The following is a 16,070-nucleotide window of genomic DNA, read 5'->3' as shown; positions in this document are numbered from 1 at the left end:
CTTTTAGCTAAAAAAACAGAAAAAGATCCGCTTTTGACGGATCTTTTTCCTTTATACGATAAATGTAATCATGCCTTTATTTCCGTCGTTTACCATCTGTTCAATCGTCTCCCGCAGACGTTTCCTTGCTTTCATCGGAACGGAAGCTGTTTTGAAACGGATGCTTTCTTTCATGACTTCATGGAGCGGCGTTCCGAAAAGCTGCGTTTCCCATAAAGCCTTTCTATCATGTAAATAGGCATTCTTCAATTCTTTTAATAGATGATGGCTATGAAATTCGGAGCCAATTAATGGAGAAAATTCAGCTTCCATATCAACCCTAATAATGTGAAGCGACGGTGCTGTTGCTTTCATACGAACGCCGAAAAAGTTGTTCTGTTTAATGAGTTCCGGTGCGGAAGGATTGAAATCCTCAATCGTCGGAAGAGCAACACCGTAGCCCTGTTTCCTAGCCGTATCGATTGCTTCTGAGTACATGTCATAGGACTTTTTCGCTTTGGCCGCTTCCTGAACGAACAACAACCAATCTTTTTTCGAGCCGATTTCCTGTCCCATAATTCCTTCACAAATTTCACGGAAAGCCTGTTCATCCATAGAGATTTTCACGATTGCTTTCCCTTTACCAGCATCTACTTCAATGACTTCTGCATGCTTAACATATTTTTCGTCTTTTAAACTTTCTGCTAACTCCTGTATTTTGCGGATTTTTGATACGCCCAAAAATCCTTCATTAATCACTCTGTCGATGTTGGCATTCAGCTCATGTTCACTTCCGAGTACTTCCATCCAATCTGGTTTTTGAATTTCAATATCTGAAATCGGAAATTCGTATAATGCTTCTTTTAAAATAAGTTGAATTTCCTGTGCGTTTAACTGATCAGCACTTATCGCAATGACAGGAACCCCGTATTTTTCATGCAGCTCTTGTTTTAATGCGACTGTTCTATCATTGGCAGGCATTTTAGAATTCAGAACAATGACAAAGGGCTTGCCAATATCTTTCAACTTAGCAACAATTTCCTCCTCAGCAACTTGGGCTGCTGCTCGCGGAATATTGTTTACCGTTCCATCCGTCGTCACAAGAATACCAATGGTAGAATGATCACGAATCACCTTATCCGTACCAATACGCGCCGCTTCTTCAAACGGTATCGGCTCGTTGTGCCATGGTGTGTGAACCAGTTTCGGCCCATTCTCATCTTCATAGCCTTTTACACCGTCTATCACATAGCCAACGCAATCAGCAAGCCTAATTTGAAACTTCAACTCACCATCCCCTACAGATACCGAAGTCCCTTGTGCGGGCACAAATTTCGGTTCTGACGTCATGATAACTGAGCCTGGTGAACTTTGAGGAAGCTCATCCTGCGCACGAATTCGATCCGATGCTTCCGTCATATTTGGAATTACGACTTCTTCCATAACTCTTTTCACAAACGTAGATTTCCCTACACGGACAGGACCGACAACACCGATATAAATATCACCGTCTGTGCGTCTAGCCAAATTTTCATATAATTCCTCTTTCATTCTATCGTCCTCCTTTAGATGCGCATATTAGTTTATGTAAAATAAAAACGTTTCATGCACGTGGCATGAAACGTTTTTCATTTTGATTTATTCATGAATATTGGTTCGTTGTCTTCATTCACCGTATAAGGTAATGAATAGGCCGGTAAAATGGGATAGTTATCCGTTAATAGGAAACGAATATCTTCCCCTGGTTTAACGATCTGGGTCTTTTCTTGTAACATCCGATTCAAGTCAATCGAATAATCAATGTAAAAAATGCCATCCCCAGCGATAACAATCGGTAAGACTGCATCTGAGTATGGACTAGGGACCGTCAGCGGCTCTTTAAAGCCCATTGCTTCGAAATCAACTGCGTAGACATGATCACCCACGGACTCCTTGAATGGAGCCCTACCATTGACGTTTTTCCTTAGGTTTAAATCACGAATATGTTCCGCCGTGCGTAAGTCAACAAGCTTTACCGTTGGATTTGTTTCAACGTCTATCAACACATATTGATAGATTCCACCCGTTTCATATGCATTGGAAGGCATTTTTTCCGTGTAAGCTGGGACAACTTTGGAGAAATCAATTGGATATTTGATGTAAATATCGGTTTCAAGGTCACGTGTTTTGATGGGCAATAATCCTCCCGAATTTTGCTGATAAGCATTGACCGCTTTTTGCATTGATTCCAGCTGGTCAGCATACGGAATTTCCTGTTCAGTTGTTTTCTCGGATGGGTACATACATCCGGATAGAACAAAAACCAAGGAAGATATGAGGAGTAGTCCGATTTTTTTTACTGACATTGTCATCACGCCCCCCCTTTCGGCCCATTGAATACGAGATAGATCATCGCTAAAAATGAGAAGATTAGTAAAGAATAGGCAACTATAGCAAATAGTAATTTCAATACTTTATTTCGAAGCTTATGTCGGCTCGCATAAATAAGACCCATGGAAATAACCATGAATCCCATTGCATAGAACGACAGCCACATTTTATCCATCGAGGACAAAGGAAGTCCTCCTTTCGTATAATCAATAGTCAAAATGAGGATAAAAAGGACCAAAGAGGACCAGCAAGCACAGCCCCAAGCCCGCGCTTGCACACAATGAGTGAACCTATAATACGTGAAGAGCGGGGGGAAGCTAACAACGTAATCTGAAGTCAATTTTCACCATTTTTTGAATTACAAAGTTAAAAGTCAACGGTTGCCGAAGAGATCTTCAACTTCCTGCTTCTTCATACGGTTCATAAGTTGGTCCACGGCTTGTTTTGGGGGTATGCCTTCAAACAGTATGGAGTACAGTGCCTCTGTGAGCGGCATAGAGACGCCATGCTGGGCTGCAAGCTGATGCGCCGCTTTAGCTGTCCGTACACCTTCGATGACCATACCCATGCCTGATACGACCTCGTCTAGACTATTCCCTTTTCCAAGCATATTGCCCGCTTTCCAATTGCGTGAATGAACACTCGTACACGTGACAATCAAATCTCCTAGACCTGTCAAACCTGAAAATGTAAGTGGATTCGCACCCATTTTCACGCCAAGCCTTGAAATCTCCGCTAATCCACGCGTAATAAGCGCAGCTTTGGCGTTATCGCCGTATCCTAGTCCATCAGAAATACCGGCTGCCAATGCAATTACATTTTTAAGCGCAGCCCCGATTTCCACTCCAACTATATCCGGGTTTGTATAGACACGGAAATAATTGTTCATAAATAGATCCTGAATCTTTTCTGCCGCTTCCAAATCGAATGATGCAGCCGTTACTGTCGTCGGATGACGCAGAACAACTTCTTCAGCATGACTTGGTCCTGATAGAACGACAATAGCCGTCGATTTCGAGGAATCTAGCTCTTCCGAAATCATTTCGGAGATCCGCTTCAACGAATCCGGTTCAATACCTTTTGAAACATGGACAATCAATTTAGGGCTTATTGCCATTGCATTCAGTTCGGAACAGACATCACGAATTGCTTTTGTGGGAACGGCGATGATGACAGTATCACTGTGCATTGCCGCCGCCTCCAAATCTGATGTTGCTTTCAAATTAGTTGGTAACGAAATACCCGGTAAATATGAATTATTTGTATGATTTTCGTTAATTTCAGCGGACTGGTCAGAACGCCTCGCCCAAAGTAAGCAATCATGACCATTTTCAGCCAGGACAAAAGCAATCGCCGTTCCCCAGCTTCCGGCTCCGATAACAGTTACTTTTTCCATGTCATACAGACACCCTTTCTTCCGTAACGTCGATCAGCTTCTTGCCCGTGTAATAATCCTGATTGGAGTTCCTTCGAAGCCAAATGACTCGCGAAGACGGTTTTGTAAAAAGCGTTCATAAGAGAAGTGCATGATTTCAACATCGTTCACAAAAACGACAAAAGTTGGCGGCTTAACAGCTACTTGCGTAGCATAATAAATACGCAATCTACGGCCTTTATTATTAGGTGCCGGGTTCCTTGCTACAGCATCTTCAATCACTTCGTTCAAGACACTCGACTGAATACGAAGTGCATGGTTGTCATTAACTATTTTAACTTTTTCAAACAAAGTATTAACACGCTGTTTCGTTTTTGCCGAAACAAAAGAAATCGGTGCGTAGTCGAGGAATAGGAAATTATCACGGATGTCCGCAATAAATTTATTCATCGTTTTATCATCTTTTTCGACAGCATCCCACTTATTGACAACAAACATAACGCCTTTTCCAGCATCTTCTGCGTAGCCTGCGATTCGCTTGTCCATCTCACGTATGCCTTCTTCCCCATTGATAACAATGAGAACAACATCTGAGCGATCAATCGCTTTTAGTGCACGAAGAACAGCATATTTCTCCACGTTTTCATACACTTTTCCTTTTTTACGCATACCAGCAGTATCAATAATCTTATACTTCTGTCCCTCATATTCATACGCCGTATCGATAGCATCTATTGTTGTTCCCGGTATGTCACTGACGATGACCCGTTCCTCACCTAAAAATGCATTGACAAGTGATGATTTTCCAACGTTCGGTCTCCCAATTAACGAAAACCGGATGACATCTTCTTCGATTTCTTCATCGCCTGGTTCTGGGAAGTCGTTCGCTACTGCATCAAGCAAATCTCCTAGACCGAGTCCATGTGCACCAGAAATCGGATAAGGTTCTCCGAATCCAAGGGAATAGAAATCATAAATCATGTCCCGCATGTCTGGATTATCAACTTTGTTTACAGCAAGTACGATAGGTTTTTTCGTTTTGTACAATATCTTGGCAACTTGCTCATCAGCATCCGTTACCCCTTCGCGGCCATTCACGAGGAAAATGATAACGTCCGCTTCGTCTATTGCAATCTCCGCTTGTAATCGGATCTGCTCAAGAAAAGGCTCGTCTCCAATATCGATTCCTCCTGTATCAATTAGGTTGAACTCATGTGCGAGCCAATCTGCGGAGCTGTAAATACGGTCACGCGTTACACCCGCAACGTCTTCTACGATTGAAATTCGTTCACCAACGATTCGGTTAAATATTGTCGATTTCCCGACGTTCGGCCTACCGACGATCGCTACTGTTGGTTTATTCATAATCTAACATCCTTCCAGCTTATCTTCTGCATATTATACACAATAATCATTAACGCGTCTAAACAGGCACATTTATAACTGTAAACACTGTCTTTGTCACACTACGACAGTATATCATTATCTCTAGGCAAACGGACAAAAAAACGCATCGTGCCAGTTACTGATGCCATTTGTGTCCTTTAAATTGTGGCAGCAGCTGGCCCTACACACCGGGTACCAAAGTTCACACAGAACAATCTCTAGGCGCGCAAAAGCACAAAGAAATCCCCCTCGATCCGCTTTAACTCCCCCAGTATGGCGCCAAAGCTTAATTTAAATCACCGTATTTCCTTTCACCTTAATAGGTACAAGCGCCAGCACATTGTCTATTTTAAAAGCACGATTGGATTTACGAAGAAAACAGTATGCACGAAACGATACCTCGCCTACTTGCAGCACCCTAATTCGCCGCTTACTAATGTGACCGTCGTTCGCCATGTAAATCATATTCAATGACTCCTTGTACTTCATCGACTTGACCAATTGATTACGCACACTCATTCCCTCCCTTACTACCAACATACGGAATGAATGTTCTATTTATGACAAATAAAAAAGACGACTGTCCCTGATGGATTTGCCGCCTTTTGGTTTCTTCTACCTTAATTACCTCTCTTGCGCTGATCAATAATGACTTTTAGTGCAAGTGCATCATCAAGTGACAACTTGCCAGCCTTATAGTCTGTTAACCATTTGTCGGAAATCAATCCTTCTTTAATGGCATCTGCTAGGTAAAGTTCGTAAGCAACTTTAAGTGTCGCTGAGCTTGGATTAAACATTCGTACATCCTCCTTTGGTGGCGTTGAGGTATTTAATTCTGCCAAGCGTTTAGCAATGGCATTTCGAACGTTCGTCGTACGCCCCTCATCTATGATACGATGCGGGCATTTTTTTCCGCTCCAGTCCCGATGCAATTTCACACGATCAATACCCCAGTCGTATCGCTTAAGTAAGCGTGCTATATAGTCGATTGCATTTTTTTCTGCATCCGCATACTTTTGACCACCCAATTCCGAGTAACAGATTTCAATTCCAATGGATTTCCGATTCCCTGCGCCTTCACCATCTCCCGCGTGCCAACCATTACGCGTAAACGGAATGGCTTGTACTACATGTTTATCATCGATCGCCACATGGTACGAGGTCGCGGCTGTGTTCCGCGTCATGAAAGCAATTTCGTTGATAGCCGTCGCATCATTGGCCGTATTGTGGATGGTGATGTATTCCGGAGTCATTGAGTACGTCGCTTTCAGTGGATAGAGAGACGTTGGAATGTAGTTGTTGATTATTGTATATGGCATATTATTCACCTTCCTTCTTTACTAAAGCCCCGTCGCCGGAATAATGGTCTCTAGTAATAACCGACTTATCATGACGACAAGAAAACACCTTGCTTACTATTATATGGAGCTATCTAGACAACCCCTATGACAATCCATACGTTATTAATTATCCGCGGGTCGGGAATGTCAACATTTCCTATGCAAAAAAAGATGATGATACCCATAAAGGGCATCATCATCCATTGAAATACTCGTTCATACTGTTCACAAACTAGTCACACTAGGTAAGCTAAACAAAATTTCATTCTACTCATTCTCTAGTTGAAAAGTTTTTCAATTGATCTCCGATGACATCGCTCATTGAAAAACCTGATGCTTCTTCTGGCATTTCATAATTTCCGTATGAGTTATTGTCTTCTTTTTGAATAAGATCTTTAATGCTTAAGGATAAACGCTTATCATCCGTATTGACTTCTAGTACTTTGACATTAATTTTTTGACCTTCTTTCAACACTTCATGTGGAGTGCCGATGTGTTGGTGAGAAATACGCGAAATATGGACAAGGCCCTCTACGCCAGGGAACACTTCTATAAATGCACCATATGAGACGAGACGTTTCACAGTCCCTTCAAACGTCGATCCTTTAGGAGCCTTCTCCTCAATCCCTTCCCATGGGCCGGCCAATGTATCCTTGATGGAAAGTGAAATTCGTTCTGAATCACGGTCGATCGAAAGGATTTTCACCTGTACTTTGTCGCCCTCTTTTAGAACATCTGAAACTTTCTCAATGTGATCATGAGAAAGTTGGGAAATATGAACAAGTCCATCAACGCCGCCGATATCAATAAAAGCACCAAATGTTGCAAGACGTTGAACAGTCCCCTCCAGTACTACGCCTTCTTTAAGTTTATCCAAAACTTCACCTTTCTGTGATGCTTTTTCTTCTTGGATAACTGCGCGATGAGAAAGAATTAAACGATTTTTTTCCTTATCCATTTCAACAATTTTAAATGTCATTATACGGCCTTTATATTCTTCAAAAGTTTCGACGAAATAATCTTCGACGAGTGATGCCGGAATGAAGCCGCGTACGCCAAGGTCAACAACTAGTCCGCCTTTAACAACGTCTTTTACTTCCGTTTCTATTGTTTCTTTATTATTGAATTTCTCTTCAAGAGAACCCCATGCATCTTCCGCATCGACTTTACGTTTTGAAAGTACATAATTATCTTCTTCCACTTTTGTGATAATTAGTTCAAGTTCGTCGCCTTCTGCAACTGCATCCTCAGCTTTTTCAATGTGAAGGCTAGATAGTTCACTGATTGGAATAACACCATCAAACGGTGCTCCCGCAATTTCAACTGTCACAGACTTTTCCTCGATTTTAGTCACTTTCCCAGTAACACGGTCACCTTCATTGTAGATGTTCGCTGTTTCTAAGTTCATGTCTTCGGTCATTATGTAGTCCTCCTTCATAAAGAATCCTACTTCTATATTATGCGAATCTATTCAAAATAACAAAAAATTACCCTTATCTTATTTATTTTGTTCGATAAGTTTTTGAATTTCACTCATGATGACCTCTGTCATATCTTCAGCTGAAGTCCGATTTTCACGATACGTTGTCAGATCGAGCGGTTTTCCATAGACAACTTTCAATCTTCTAAAAGCTTTGTAAGGCCCTATAATTGCACAAGGCACTACGACCGCATCGCCCCCCTTTAGCGCGAAGAAGCCGGCGCCTGCAAGCCCTTTTCCAAGTTCACCCGTCTTACTTCTCGTCCCTTCCGGAAACATCCCGACAACTTTCCCCGACTTGAGTATTTTCAATGTATTCCGGAATGCTTCCCTGTCACTCATACCTCGTTTCACAGGATATGCATTCACTTGCGGAAGAATGCTTTTTAGCAACGGCATTTTGAATAACTCCTCCTTAGCCATGAAGTGAACAGGTCTTGGACAAGTACTGCCAACAACCGGAGGGTCGACATTGTCGATGTGATTCGTACAAAGCAGAACGCCCCCCTCTTTCGGGAAGTTCTCCGCACCAATTACTTTAATGCGATATAACGGATAAAAGATTGCACTGCAGAGAATTTTACCTAGTGGATATAAGTTCATAAGTTCATCCTCTTTTCTGCGAGTTCACTGATTTTTTCCGCCACATCTGTAATTGACATCGAAGTCGTATCGATTAGAACGGCATCTTCCGCTTGTCTGAGTGGAGACACTTCTCTTTCACTATCCGCACGATCACGTTCAGCAATCTCAGCTTTCAATTGTTCTAGAGACGTTGTGAAGCCACGTTTTTCATCTTCTATATGACGTCTCATTGCTCTTTCCTCAACAGAGGCTGTCATGAAAATCTTTAATTCCGCATCCGGTAAGACATCTGTCCCGATATCGCGCCCATCCATTACAACACCCCTACCGATGGCTAGCTGTCGCTGTTTATCAACCATCAACTGGCGGACACCCATATGCGTGGCAACGGAGGATACATTTGCAGTTACTAATTGTGAACGGATGTCTTCTGTTACGTCTTTACCATCTACAATGACCACTTGGCCGTTTATTGACGGCCTAAGAACAATCTCCGTCTCTTCCAATAACTTTTCAAGTTCTTTTCCATCACTAGTATTTATGTTGCGAACTAACGCCTTATGCGTAAGTGCACGGTACATAGCACCAGTGTCGATATACGTATAACCCAATTTCTCAGCTGTGATTTTAGCAATTGTACTTTTTCCAGCCGCAGCCGGGCCATCAATTGCGATTTTTATTTCTAATGCCATTTCATCTACCCCCGTAATCAATTAGACAATATTGTATCACAAGAAAAGCGTAAGCGCCTTGGTAGACCCGAAAAGCGCTGGAGGCCCATAAGATAAAGGCGCTCTTTGACTTTAACTTAAGGACCGAAGCGACAGAGGAAGGCAGCTTAGGGATCCGCGACATCCTGTCGCAACAGCTGCATGACCCACGTCGTGTGGGCCCAGGGTCTAGGCGCTGGAGTCTAGACACTTAAGGAACGCAGTCTAAAGACGCGACGTCCTGTCGCAACAACTGCATGACCTACTTCGTGTAGGCCCAAGCGTAAGCACCTTGGTAAGCTTATTGGAAATCGAATAATTAAAAAGGGGAAAGTCCCAATCACGCAGACTTTCCCCTACTAAATTCTATTTTTTATTTCTCATTTGCAACTGCTGTTCAAAACAGAATCGGATAACATATTGACGCTCAATCTGATTGATTGTCTCAAATTGTAGTGAAGCAATTAGTCTGCCATCTTTCTCCCAAACCCTTATGACCCGCGCACCGGCTTTGACATATTTAATATCATGGTTCATGAAAGGTAACACGATAGTCAGCGACAGCAACTCGTCTTCTTTGAAAGTGTCTGGATTAAGAAGTGTGAGTGCGACTCCCCCTGCGCTAAGGTCTGCCGCCACAAACTGGGTGAAACGTCCATCTTTTTCAACAGCAATATCGATAGCTGATTCTACCCGTACAAATTCACGTCGTTGAATCTTGATAAGTTGTTCATCGCCAGGATAGGATAATTTAATCATCGGAATCCCTTTATTAAGCCGACCGCCCACTTCAGTCCGGAATGCATAGGACATTTTCATACTGTCTATGAACGTAACGTGCAACTGTGTGCCATCCATAAAAAACGCTGTCCGTCCCGTCTCGATATGGGTTGGATAGTCAATCATTATGAATCCGTCTCCTACATCAACCACTTTACTTTTGAACTTTTCGCTATCTTTTGTAAAGTCTTTATCGATAACAATAATCGTCCCAATCGAAAGTAGCATATTAAAACACCTGCCATCCCTATGTCATATGGTCCAGCTTCAGGCGCTATCGGCGCGTGTCGCTATTCATACATACCATTATGTCATGACGGGATGGAAATTCCAACGACTATTTACACTTTAATTTACTGTAATTTCTCGGTTTTGATCACTTCCGAGGTCTCCGTATCGACGATTACAGCATATGTGCCTATTTGCCCATTCTCATTTATCGTGACCGTCAAATAATGTGCTAATCTTTGTTCTAATCGATCATTTTCAACATACGCATACTCTTCTTTGACAATTTCGACGCCCGAGTGGAAAAATGTTTTCCAATCCTTTTTCGTTATCGGCTGTCGCGCAGTCTTTTCTTTCCTAATATACTCGGATGCATCCAGACCGACGATGCCTGCATTATCCTTCGCAATTTTTAAATGGATTACATCTGAAAATACTTTCGCCCCATATTCCGGTTCTACTCTGACATAAACCATATGCCACGCCGTATTATTTTCCCTTGCTTCCTCGTAAACAAGGTCCTTATAGCCAGCATCTTTTAAAAACGTTTCCGCTTTCTTTTTAAGATCTTCGAACGGTAGGCTTTCCTTACCAAACGGCCTTTCTGTTAGGAATGAAAGGACATGACCCCCTTTTTCCGTGATGTCAATATAACCGACTGACTCCGCTTCAGCAAAACGAATGTGATAAAACGGATAAGGAGAGCCTGGTTGGCTCATTTCTACTCCAATTGTTTCATTAGACAGATGTGGGAAAAGTTTTTTGAACTCAGCTATAGCCTCTTCCCGTGTCACTGCAGGATCCGCCATGTTTTTCAAATCTTTTTTCTTCATTGAATCCGACTCACTTGCTGTCAGCGGGAAATCACTCTCCGCATACTGCTTTACACTGGTACCCATACCAGTCCAGTCATGACCCGAATCGGCAACATCCAATCTCTTTTTCCAGCCATCAATCGATAAATTTCCACTGACCATGCCCGCAGTAGCAACTTGCCACTCATCTGCCATTGAACGAAGGTTCTTAGATGCCAACTCCATAACTCGGTGATATTCAACGTTATCGGCTGCACGGTCTGCCTCCTTGGCATAATTACCAAGTCGTCCAAGATAATTCATCCAGGATGTTGAAAAACTTGGATCCAATGGTAATGAAGATACAGAGTTTTTAATATCGGATGACAGACGCCAAATGTCATCGCGCGCTTTTGAGGAGCCATCCGCTTCGTTAAACAATAAAGTCTTTTTTACCGCTGTATCCAATTCTTCTAGTTTCTTTGATGCATCTGTCATTTTATTGGCGTATTGTCCACTAAGTGCGATAGAGAGTTGTTCATTTTCAGCGGTTTTACCGTAGGAAAAAATAGAAAGCGTCGCTATTGAGTAAACTAATACAAAGATTATTTTTTTCATATTTTGGCAAAATATCGCCGGAAACTTTCATGGTTTCCGGAAACTTTCGCCTCCCCTCCTTTATCACAAGTTTTCGATGCTTTCCCGTGGTGATTAATTGGCGAAAATATGCAATCCTATTTTTTTAATTTGAGGTCGTGACCAAATCCATTTGCTCGTCGCTGTAATTGGATTGAAGTAGTAAATTGCATTTTCCGAGGGATCCCATCCATTAATAGCATCGAGAACAGCCTCTTTCGCCCGTTCGTTCGGTGTCAGCCAAATTTGCCCGTCAGCAACAGCGGTAAAAGCAAGCGGTTGGAAAATGACCCCGCCAACTGTATCCGGGAAATCGGGATGCTCTATCCGGTTCAAAATGACCGCCGCTACAGCAACTTGCCCTTCGTATGGTTCTCCTCGCGCCTCACCATAGACGGCGTTCGCCATTAACTTGAGGTCTTGGTCCGAATACTTGGCGGGCAATTGAACATTTTCTGTTTTACCCGCTCCTTTGCCCACCTGAGATGCAAGCGGTTTACTTCCGTAATACGTGAACTTATTCCCTTTATTCAAATTATCTTTTACGAATTTCTCATCATACTGTGACGCATCCACCAACTTTTTCCGAGTCTTCAATCCTGCAATTCCGTCTACCGGAAGTCCATACTTCTCTTGGAAGTTGCGCAATGCCCAATAGGTTCCATAGCCGAATGTCCCATCAATCGTCCCTGTATAATAACCTATATACTGAAGCCTCGACTGCAGCTCGATTACATCATCTCCAAATGCGCCGCGTGCGACATTTTGAGAGCTGAATGCTTTTATTTGGACAGGTGATGTTGCATATGCACATCCAAGGAGCAAGATGATTGTTACCATACGGATGACCAGTTTTTTCACTTTCATTCCTCCTTTTTCTATAGTTTGTCCAAAATCATTAATATTATTAACAAATAAAAAATGATCCAGCAAAAGCTGAATCATTTTGTGTTTGTTCGCGCTTTGCGTCTAAATTGCTGCATCGCGAACGTATGTGCATATTTAACTCGAGTTAAGCCGAACCACCAAAGGAATAGCATGAAAGGTATAATCAGATAGAGCCAAAGATTGTCTACAGTGAGTATGCCATTATAAATGAAGTGAAGACTATACGGGGCAAGTAATGCTAGAAACAAATACATATTGATGTTTGATTCTACAGCAAATTTGGCTCGCCCAAAATAATAGCCCATTACTACACCGAATAGCGCATGACTTGAAACAGGCAGTAAAGCCCGTAGAAATGCGGTATCCGCTCCAAATGTAAGTAGGTAAATAATGTTTTCAACCGTCGCAAAACCTAAAGATACGCTGGCACCATATAGAATTCCATCGTATGCATCTTCAAATTCAACATGCCTATAAATGGCAAGCAAAAGGATAAGCCATTTAAAAAACTCCTCAAGTCCGCTCGTAAAAACAACATTTCGAATGAAATAGTTGGAGAAGATGTTTTCTTCTTCAAATACGTGTTGGATGAACATTATTGGAAAAGTCATGATAGCGCCGTATATGAATGTATGGAATAATGTAAGTGATGGTTCTTTCGCAATCTGTTTTCTCAAATAAAAATAGCTAAAGAGCGCTAATCCCGGCGCAATCGCTACAGTGAACAATACGATCATCGGCCGGCCCCCATTCCGCTTTATTATACCATGATTTCCCTTAAATAGGAGGAACTGCATATGAAGAAAAATATTCTGCTTGTGCATACAGGCGGTACGATTTCAATGGAACTGGATACAAAAACCGGCGGCGTTATGTTAAGCGCGGCAAATCCCCTCGCATTGGAAATCGACAACATTCAGCAATTCGCCAACATAACAGAAGTGGAAGCTTTCAATTTACCTTCTCCACATATTACACCTGAACGGATGCTGGAACTCGAAGAACTGATTTCCAGTCTTATAAAGAATAATTCCTATGATGGCATTGTCATTACACATGGCACAGACACGCTTGAAGAGACCGCGTATTTCCTGGAACTCTCAACGAATTTCAATATCCCCATTGTTTTAACGGGTGCAATGCGTTCTTCCAATGAAATCGGGTCGGATGGCGTCTATAACCTAATGTCCGCCGTCAGGGTTGCCTCAGCAAACGCTGCAAATGGTAAAGGGGTACTCGTCGTGCTTAATGATGAAATCCATACAGCGACCAACGTGACGAAAACACATAGTAGTAGCGTATCTACATTCCAAAGTCCGCAATACGGACCCATTGGCATCGTAACAAAGTCAGCTATTCATTTCCATCATGCACCATTGTCACGAACTTATCTGCCTGTCGAATCCATCAATAAAAAAGTGGCCATGTTTAAAATATATGCCGGAATGGAATCCGATTTGCTTGTTGCGATATCTACCCTTGGCTATGACGGAGTTGTACTTGAAGGACTTGGCCAAGGGAACGTACCACCTGATTTGGTCGTTGGAATCCGACGTCTACTTTCTGAAGGTCTTCCAGTTATCCTAGTTTCTAGATGCTTCAACGGGATTGCGCAGGATATTTATGCGTACGAGGGCGGAGGAAAGATGCTGAAAGATATGGGCGTGCGGTTTGAGCACGGGCTTAGCGGCCAAAAAGCACGCTTAAAATTATTGCTTGAACTATGTTCGAAATGAATTTTTAATTATTCGGCAAGAACGAAAAAAATGTGGATATGCAATTTGTCACAATTCGCGTTAGAAATAGGTTTGTTCGTGCGATTTCATAATCAAAAAACATTACCAAACAAAATTATTTAAATCAAAAAAGATGCAGCCATTTTTTCTGGCTACATCTTTTCGCATAGATAAAGCAATCATTAGTTGCATGGAGAAAAATGCATCGTGTAAGTTACTGACACCACACACCGACTACCAAATTCCACGCTATATTCTTTTAATGTATCTGATAAATGAAGAATTTCCCTTCGAAATAATCTTCGTGTGTTAAAACTGATTCAAATGGTTTTCCTTCGCATATTCCAACCTTTTTAAATTCACCGTCTGCTTCCATTAACTTGCAATCATCAAGCTTAATGAATTGAATCCTATGCCAATCAAGTATCATTCCATAATCATTTTCACGGACTATATGACCCGTCACTGGGTGCGCCAACATTTTTATACCGCTTCCTCCTCGTAAACCACGCCGTTCGAATCAGTTTTTTTCAGTTTTTTTCAGTATTTTTTAATCTCTCTACCATTTTACCTACCTAACGCAATAAATTTCAACATAATTTATATAGTAAATTATCCCTTTCATTTTTAACATTATTAATGTTAAGAACAAAAGCGCAAGCGCCTATTCAGCCCCGATGTGCGCCAGAGTCTATACGTAAAATCTCTACCTACCAATTTATCCACAGTACAAGATTTTATTATTTCATAGACTACAAAATAGGCTACTCTCCCTCCTGGTTGAATCAAGTGGAAAAGTAGCCTTTTTTTATTTTATGGTATTTCGTTTTGATGCAATCTCACGGGCAATTAGTTCACCATGAAATTTACCATTTTCGATAAAAATCTCATTTGCATTATTCCCTGCAGCAATAACGCCTGCAATAAAGAGCCCTTCGACATTCGTTTCCATTGTTTCTTCGTTGAAAGAGGGACGACCACTTTCTTCTTCAATCGAAATACCAATCTTTTTTAAAAAGGTATGGTCGGGGTGATAGCCAATCATCGCAAAGACATAATCATTTTCTATATCAAATAACTCCCCTGCTATTTCAATCGTGACGGAAGCGTCAGTAATTTCGACGACATCCGTATTAAAATGCATGGCAATTTTACCACTTCGAACGAGGCTATCGAATCCAGGTAAAATCCACGGCTTAACACTTGGCGAATAATCGGAACCGCGGTACACAACTGAAACCAACGCCCCAGCACGTTCCAATTCGAGGGCAGCATCAATTGAAGAGTTTTTCCCTCCAATAACAACGACCTTCTTTCTGAAGTAAGGATGTGCCTCTTCAAAATAGTGGAAGACATTCGGAAGATTCTCCCCTTCAATACCCAGTCGATTTGGATTGTCGTAGTAGCCAGTCGCGATTACTACATTGGTTGCTAAATACTCGTCTTTATCCGTCAAAACATGGAATCCCGTACTTCCTTTCGTAACATTCTCTACCTTTTCAAAACTATTGATAGGGATTTCTTTCAATTCCACAACTTTCCGGTAATAAACAAGCGCATCATTTCGCTTCGGTTTGTCTATAGCTGTGATGAATGGAATATCCCCAATTGACAACTTCATGCTTGAACTGAAAAACGTCTGATGCGTTGGATAATGATAAATCGAATTGACGATATTGCCTTTTTCGATAACAAGAACATCAAGTCCTTGTTTTTGCAATTCTATTGCCGCTGACAGGCCACAAGGACCTCCCCCTACAACAATTGCATCTTTTTGTATCAT

The 16,070-nt window shown here is 41.9% G+C and carries 17 protein-coding genes; 1 reads left to right on the top strand and 16 read right to left on the bottom strand.

Going from position 1 to position 16,070, the window contains the following annotated elements:
* Window positions 1-51 precede the first annotated feature (51 nt).
* The 14 genes from spoIVA to prsW all read right to left on the bottom strand — a co-directional run bounded on the left by spoIVA (window position 52) and on the right by prsW (window position 13,288).
* Entirely contained in the window at window positions 52-1,530 is a 1,479-nt protein-coding gene (gene spoIVA / locus H2672_RS09555; RefSeq protein WP_186671079.1) for a stage IV sporulation protein A, read from the bottom strand.
* A 77-nt stretch (window positions 1,531-1,607) separates the two neighbouring features.
* The gene (locus H2672_RS09550) at window positions 1,608-2,330 is read right to left on the bottom strand and encodes a hypothetical protein (protein WP_370569627.1); all 723 of its coding nucleotides are present in this window, start codon (window positions 2,328-2,330) and stop codon (window positions 1,608-1,610) included.
* Entirely contained in the window at window positions 2,330-2,524 is a 195-nt protein-coding gene (locus tag H2672_RS09545; RefSeq protein ID WP_255485644.1) for a DUF2768 domain-containing protein, read from the bottom strand. The genes H2672_RS09550 and H2672_RS09545 overlap by 1 nt, the downstream gene beginning before the upstream one ends.
* A 198-nt stretch (window positions 2,525-2,722) precedes the next feature.
* Window positions 2,723-3,745, bottom strand: a complete 1,023-nt coding sequence (locus H2672_RS09540) for an NAD(P)H-dependent glycerol-3-phosphate dehydrogenase (RefSeq protein ID WP_186671078.1) — start codon at window positions 3,743-3,745, stop codon at window positions 2,723-2,725.
* 33 nt (window positions 3,746-3,778) lie between these two features.
* Complete coding sequence (gene der / locus H2672_RS09535; RefSeq protein ID WP_186671077.1) at window positions 3,779-5,089, bottom strand: ribosome biogenesis GTPase Der; 1,311 nt, start codon at window positions 5,087-5,089, stop codon at window positions 3,779-3,781.
* Between the two features lie 312 nt (window positions 5,090-5,401).
* Window positions 5,402-5,629 carry a transcriptional regulator gene (locus H2672_RS09530; protein WP_222439352.1) on the bottom strand — a complete coding sequence of 76 codons (228 nt, stop codon included), beginning with the start codon at window positions 5,627-5,629 and terminating at the stop codon, window positions 5,402-5,404.
* Window positions 5,630-5,730: 101 nt separating this feature from the next.
* Entirely contained in the window at window positions 5,731-6,429 is a 699-nt protein-coding gene (locus tag H2672_RS19945) for a peptidoglycan recognition protein family protein (RefSeq protein WP_186671075.1), read from the bottom strand.
* 292 nt (window positions 6,430-6,721) lie between these two features.
* On the bottom strand, window positions 6,722-7,870 hold the full coding sequence (gene rpsA, locus H2672_RS09520) for a 30S ribosomal protein S1 (protein ID WP_186671074.1): 1,149 nt from the start codon (window positions 7,868-7,870) through the stop codon (window positions 6,722-6,724).
* 78 nt (window positions 7,871-7,948) lie between these two features.
* A complete protein-coding gene (locus H2672_RS09515; protein ID WP_186671073.1) occupies window positions 7,949-8,533 on the bottom strand; it encodes a lysophospholipid acyltransferase family protein in 585 nt (194 codons plus the stop codon).
* The gene (cmk, locus tag H2672_RS09510) at window positions 8,530-9,207 is read right to left on the bottom strand and encodes a (d)CMP kinase (RefSeq protein WP_186671072.1); all 678 of its coding nucleotides are present in this window, start codon (window positions 9,205-9,207) and stop codon (window positions 8,530-8,532) included. Before cmk ends, H2672_RS09515 begins: the two co-directional genes overlap by 4 nt.
* Before the next feature lie 384 nt (window positions 9,208-9,591).
* Entirely contained in the window at window positions 9,592-10,233 is a 642-nt protein-coding gene (locus tag H2672_RS09505) for a flagellar brake protein (protein ID WP_186671071.1), read from the bottom strand.
* Window positions 10,234-10,358: 125 nt separating this feature from the next.
* Window positions 10,359-11,645 (bottom strand): PepSY1/2 domain-containing protein, encoded by a 1,287-nt coding sequence (locus H2672_RS09500; RefSeq protein WP_186671070.1) that lies wholly within the window; start codon window positions 11,643-11,645, stop codon window positions 10,359-10,361.
* A 93-nt stretch (window positions 11,646-11,738) separates the two neighbouring features.
* A complete protein-coding gene (gene sleB, locus H2672_RS09495; protein WP_186671069.1) occupies window positions 11,739-12,530 on the bottom strand; it encodes a spore cortex-lytic enzyme in 792 nt (263 codons plus the stop codon).
* 74 nt (window positions 12,531-12,604) lie between these two features.
* Entirely contained in the window at window positions 12,605-13,288 is a 684-nt protein-coding gene (gene prsW / locus H2672_RS09490) for a glutamic-type intramembrane protease PrsW (RefSeq protein WP_186671068.1), read from the bottom strand.
* A gap of 60 nt (window positions 13,289-13,348) precedes the next feature.
* On the opposite strand from prsW, the gene H2672_RS09485 reads away from it, so the two are divergent.
* Entirely contained in the window at window positions 13,349-14,287 is a 939-nt protein-coding gene (locus tag H2672_RS09485) for an asparaginase (RefSeq protein WP_186671067.1), read from the top strand.
* A 259-nt stretch (window positions 14,288-14,546) separates the two neighbouring features.
* On the opposite strand, the gene H2672_RS09480 is transcribed toward H2672_RS09485, so the two are convergent.
* A complete protein-coding gene (locus H2672_RS09480) occupies window positions 14,547-14,768 on the bottom strand; it encodes a hypothetical protein (protein ID WP_186671066.1) in 222 nt (73 codons plus the stop codon).
* Window positions 14,769-15,095: 327 nt separating this feature from the next.
* Window positions 15,096-16,070 carry a YpdA family putative bacillithiol disulfide reductase gene (locus tag H2672_RS09475; protein WP_186671065.1) on the bottom strand — a complete coding sequence of 325 codons (975 nt, stop codon included), beginning with the start codon at window positions 16,068-16,070 and terminating at the stop codon, window positions 15,096-15,098.

It is taken from the genome of Sporosarcina sp. BP05 (assembly GCF_014282005.1).
Lineage (GTDB): Bacteria > Bacillota > Bacilli > Bacillales_A > Planococcaceae > Sporosarcina.
The sequence above is the reverse complement of the archived record's forward strand: the minus strand, read 5'-3'. Positions and strand labels throughout refer to the sequence as shown.

Coding starts and splice junctions, on each gene's coding strand:
- der (WP_186671077.1), bottom strand. CDS start 5,089: ATGAATAAACCAACAGTAGCGATCGTCGGTAGGCCGAACGTCGGGAAA.
- H2672_RS09480 (WP_186671066.1), bottom strand. CDS start 14,768: ATGTTGGCGCACCCAGTGACGGGTCATATAGTCCGTGAAAATGATTAT.
- H2672_RS09550 (WP_370569627.1), bottom strand. CDS start 2,330: ATGACAATGTCAGTAAAAAAAATCGGACTACTCCTCATATCTTCCTTG.
- H2672_RS09475 (WP_186671065.1), bottom strand. CDS start 16,070: ATGATACAAAAAGATGCAATTGTTGTAGGGGGAGGTCCTTGTGGCCTG.
- H2672_RS09540 (WP_186671078.1), bottom strand. CDS start 3,745: ATGGAAAAAGTAACTGTTATCGGAGCCGGAAGCTGGGGAACGGCGATT.
- H2672_RS09505 (WP_186671071.1), bottom strand. CDS start 10,233: ATGCTACTTTCGATTGGGACGATTATTGTTATCGATAAAGACTTTACA.
- H2672_RS09530 (WP_222439352.1), bottom strand. CDS start 5,629: ATGAGTGTGCGTAATCAATTGGTCAAGTCGATGAAGTACAAGGAGTCA.
- rpsA (WP_186671074.1), bottom strand. CDS start 7,870: ATGACCGAAGACATGAACTTAGAAACAGCGAACATCTACAATGAAGGT.
- cmk (WP_186671072.1), bottom strand. CDS start 9,207: ATGGCATTAGAAATAAAAATCGCAATTGATGGCCCGGCTGCGGCTGGA.
- H2672_RS19945 (WP_186671075.1), bottom strand. CDS start 6,429: ATGCCATATACAATAATCAACAACTACATTCCAACGTCTCTCTATCCA.
- sleB (WP_186671069.1), bottom strand. CDS start 12,530: ATGAAAGTGAAAAAACTGGTCATCCGTATGGTAACAATCATCTTGCTC.
- spoIVA (WP_186671079.1), bottom strand. CDS start 1,530: ATGAAAGAGGAATTATATGAAAATTTGGCTAGACGCACAGACGGTGAT.
- H2672_RS09485 (WP_186671067.1), top strand. CDS start 13,349: ATGAAGAAAAATATTCTGCTTGTGCATACAGGCGGTACGATTTCAATG.
- prsW (WP_186671068.1), bottom strand. CDS start 13,288: ATGATCGTATTGTTCACTGTAGCGATTGCGCCGGGATTAGCGCTCTTT.
- H2672_RS09500 (WP_186671070.1), bottom strand. CDS start 11,645: ATGAAAAAAATAATCTTTGTATTAGTTTACTCAATAGCGACGCTTTCT.
- H2672_RS09515 (WP_186671073.1), bottom strand. CDS start 8,533: ATGAACTTATATCCACTAGGTAAAATTCTCTGCAGTGCAATCTTTTAT.
- H2672_RS09545 (WP_255485644.1), bottom strand. CDS start 2,524: ATGGATAAAATGTGGCTGTCGTTCTATGCAATGGGATTCATGGTTATT.